Source organism: Pontibacterium sp. (assembly GCF_041587635.1).
Lineage (GTDB): Bacteria > Pseudomonadota > Gammaproteobacteria > Pseudomonadales > Balneatricaceae > Pontibacterium.
This window is the reverse complement of sequence record NZ_JBFGYC010000419.1, coordinates 1-3,610: the sequence shown is the minus strand read 5'-3', so window position 1 is coordinate 3,610 and position 3,610 is coordinate 1. Positions and strand designations below refer to the sequence as shown.

The window sequence follows — 3,610 nt, the reverse complement described above, 5'->3', positions numbered from 1 at the left end:
CCCCCAGTTGCTCTGTGTGAACGACTGACTAGTTTGTGATTTCGGGATCGGGATTGAATGTTGTTCAAATTTTTTAAACCCAAGTGGCAAAATCAAAAACCTGAAGTACGCCTGCGGGCTATTGAAGAGATAGGCCATGACACCCCGGACTCAAGTGCCGTTCTTGAGCAACTGGCACAATCCGATCCGGACCAGAACGTCCGACAAGCCGCGACATCTCGCCTGAATAATCTCTCACTGCTGGTCAAGATCAGTCAGCATGAGCAGAATGAGCAGATTCAACGCTCGGCGCGTGACCGAATCTGCTGTCTGATTGTTGACCAGCACAGTGCACCTATTGAAGATCGCCTCAGCGCGTTAATCACCTTGGATTCATCCAATTTATTGACGCATATTGTGCTCAAGGCAACCGATCAGACCTTGCAGCAATCGGCCCTGGAAAGAATCTCAGATCAGGATGCTCTCGCCACCGTGATCCGGACCTGCGCGCTGGCACAGCTGCGCCGTCAGGCAGCCGAAAAGATGACTGATCAGCCACTGATAGAAGCGCTGATTAAAGAAACACTGGGCCGGGACAAAAGCGTCAGCCGTATCTTTCGTAACAAACTATCTGAGCTACAGCAGGCTGAACAGGTCACACAAGCCCTGCAACTGCGATGTGAAGAACTCTCCGCCTCTATCAATCAGTTGGCAAGCGGCGAGTATTTCCCTCAATACGGCGCAAAGTTACAGGCGCTAACAACAGAGTGGGAAAAAGTATCAGCCTCTGCAACGTCAGACATTCATGCGGCTGCATCCTCAGCCCTTCTGGCGGCAAACGAACGTCTTGAAACGATTAAAGCCCAGGAACTTGCCACACAGCAAGCCCAAGCGTTAGCAGCGGCCCAAGCCAAAGAGCGCAGCGCAATGATTGATGGCCTTCGTTCAGCAGCCGCCAGTCTGATTAAAAACGCAGCTCAGAACAGTGTGCCTGAATCAGTCAGTCACGAGCCGGTCGAACTGTTGGTGACTCAATGGGCAAACATGGAAAATGTGCCCGCCGACCACCAGAAGCGTTTTGATCAGGAACACAAGCGCTGCACGCAGCTACTCAGCTCAATCGCAGAGATCGTAAATCAGGCAGATACCATTCAGACGCTGGCTCTACAAGCCGCTGAAACAGATATCCTACCTGAAGGTCAGCTGGAAAAGCGTGCGAAACAATGTCGCGCAACAATTAAGTCCATCGCATGGCCATCCGCAGAAAATAAAGCTGCGGCCTTACGTACTCTGGAAAACAGTCGCCGCGCTTTCGACCAGCAACTCAAACTGCTGCAACAACAGAGTCAGTCCGAGTTCAGTGCGTTCGAGGATGCGCTGAAACAGCTGGAGACGGCCATTGAAGAAGGTCAGAGTAAAAATGCTGACCGACGATTCAAGCACGCTGAACAAGCTCTTCAGAAACTGGGACGTTCATGTCCACGCAATCTGGAACGCCGCTTTCGCCTACTGACCGCCCGTGTTCAGGAGATGCAGGAATGGCGTGGTTACGCAGTCAGCCCTAAAAAAGAAGCCCTCTGCGCAGAAATGGAAGCGCTGGCGGGGAATGGGATGGAACCACAGCAGCTGGCGAACAAGATTCGTGATCTACAGCAGCAGTGGAAGCTGCTCGACTCGACCGATTCCGTGCATTCACATCGTATATGGAAGCGCTTCAAACAGGCGGCAGATGAAGCCTACAAACCTTGCGAAGCGTTCTTCAATTCCCAGAAAGATGTCCGTGAAAAGAATCTGGTTAACCGCCAGAAACTATGCGACCAGCTACAAACGTATCTGGATGGCATAAACTGGGATGATGCTAATTGGAAAGAACTGGATGGTTTGCTGAAGCAGGTTAAACGGGAATGGCGTGAGTATAGCCCGGTCGATCGCAGCCCAGGCAAGAAAGTACAGACACTGTTTAATACCCGCCTGGCTGAACTGGAAGGTCCGCTGAAAGCGTATCGTCAAGAAAACGGTGAGCTGAAGCGCCGCTTGATCGAGGATGTTAAAGCACTGCTGGAACAGGACGATCTCAGCACCGCGACCGACGAAGTGAAAGAGATTCAGGTAATCTGGAAAGAAACCGGTCCGACATTCCGCAACAAAGAACAGTTACTGTGGCAACAGTTTCGTGAACTCTGTAACGACGTCTTTGACCGTTATCATCAGAACCGCCGGGATCAGTCGGAACTGAAATCCAGTGTGACATTAGAGATAGAAAACCTCTGTCTGGAGATGGAAAACGCCCAGTCTCCTTTCTGTGGCCTGCATCGCTTAAACGAATTGTTGGAGTTTGCAGAACAGACCTACGATGATGTTGAACAGCAACTGACCGACCAATCAGCTCAGCGTTTCCAAGCCGTCTATCTGGAGCTAAAAGCACTTCAGCAAGCATTGCAGTCGATGCTGGATGATGAAGTCAAAGCGTTACAACGTAAAGCGGTACTCTGTGAACAGTTGGAAATTGCACTTCTGGAAGGCGATTACGAAGAAACACTCACGGCGGTCTATGACAGCTGGCAGGATGATAGTCACCTGCCTACGCCGACTAAACACAATATCGATGCCCGATTCCAAGCCCTGTGCGCACTTGCTGAACAGTCCGGTGATGCACTGAAAGACTGTCTGACTGAGCAGGATGCTTACCTGCGTCAGCTTTGCATTCGTCTGGAGATCGCTCTGGGTCAGCCATCACCGGTCGAAGATCAGGCGCTGCGTATGGAATACCAGATGCAACGCTTGCAACAAGCACTGGCACAACAAGAAGAAGCCTTGAACCTGAAGGCAGTCAAAGCACTGCGATGTGAATGGCTATGTGTACCGTTTAGCAGCCACTACCCTGCTCTTACGCAACGTTTTGAACATCTGATTAACAGCCTGCTCTGATCTGGAAAGATGGTGTAGATCTCTCCTAAACACTAAAAACTCTATATCTCAGCCAATAAAAAACCCGCCTAAGCGGGTTTTTTATTGGCTTGCAACTAATCAGATGATTAGTGCATATGCAGACCACCGTTGATGGACATGTCAGCACCAGTAATGTAGCCGGATTCAGCTTCCGCCAGGAAGCTAACAATACGACCAATCTCTTCCGGTGTACCGAAACGGCCCACTGGAATGGTTTTGCAGATTTTCTCCTGGATTGCTTCGTCGATCTTAGCAACCATCGGAGTCATCACATAACCTGGAGATACGGTGTTAACAGTCACGCCTTTCGCTGCAACTTCCTGTGCCAGGGCTTTGGTGAAGCCGTGGATACCTGCTTTCGCGGCGGAGTAGTTACACTGGCCAAACTGACCTTTCTGGGCGTTTACGGAGGAGATATTGATAACACGTCCCCAACCCTTTTCGATCATTGGGTTAATGACCAGACGTGTCATGTGGAACATGGAGTCCAGGTTTGCACTCAGAACTTCATCCCACTGTTCCCAGCTCATTTTCTTGAACTGTCCGTCACGGGTGATACCCGCATTATTGATCAGCACATCAACGGTGCCACCAGCGACTTCTTCAACGGTCGCGATACACTGAGCGCAAGATTCTGCATCAGTTACATCACCATAAGCGACGAAGATATCGTACCCTGCTT

The 3,610-nt window shown here is 50.6% G+C and carries 2 protein-coding genes; one reads left to right on the top strand and one right to left on the bottom strand.

Features of this window, described 5'->3' with window-relative positions; genetic code table 11:
• Positions 1–57: 57 nt before the first annotated feature.
• The gene (locus ABYW01_RS16695) at positions 58–2,907 is read left to right on the top strand and encodes a DUF349 domain-containing protein (RefSeq protein WP_372834873.1); all 2,850 of its coding nucleotides are present in this window, start codon (positions 58–60) and stop codon (positions 2,905–2,907) included.
• A gap of 107 nt (positions 2,908–3,014) precedes the next feature.
• Here ABYW01_RS16695 and ABYW01_RS16690 read toward each other — a convergent pair.
• Positions 3,015–3,610, bottom strand: a 596-nt coding sequence (locus ABYW01_RS16690) for an SDR family oxidoreductase (RefSeq protein WP_372834871.1), incomplete at its 5' end; no start/stop codon positions are given.

Excerpts from the sequence above, each read along its gene's own strand:
- ABYW01_RS16695 (WP_372834873.1), top strand. The coding sequence starts at position 58 with ATGTTGTTCAAATTTTTTAAACCCAAGTGGCAAAATCAAAAACCTGAA.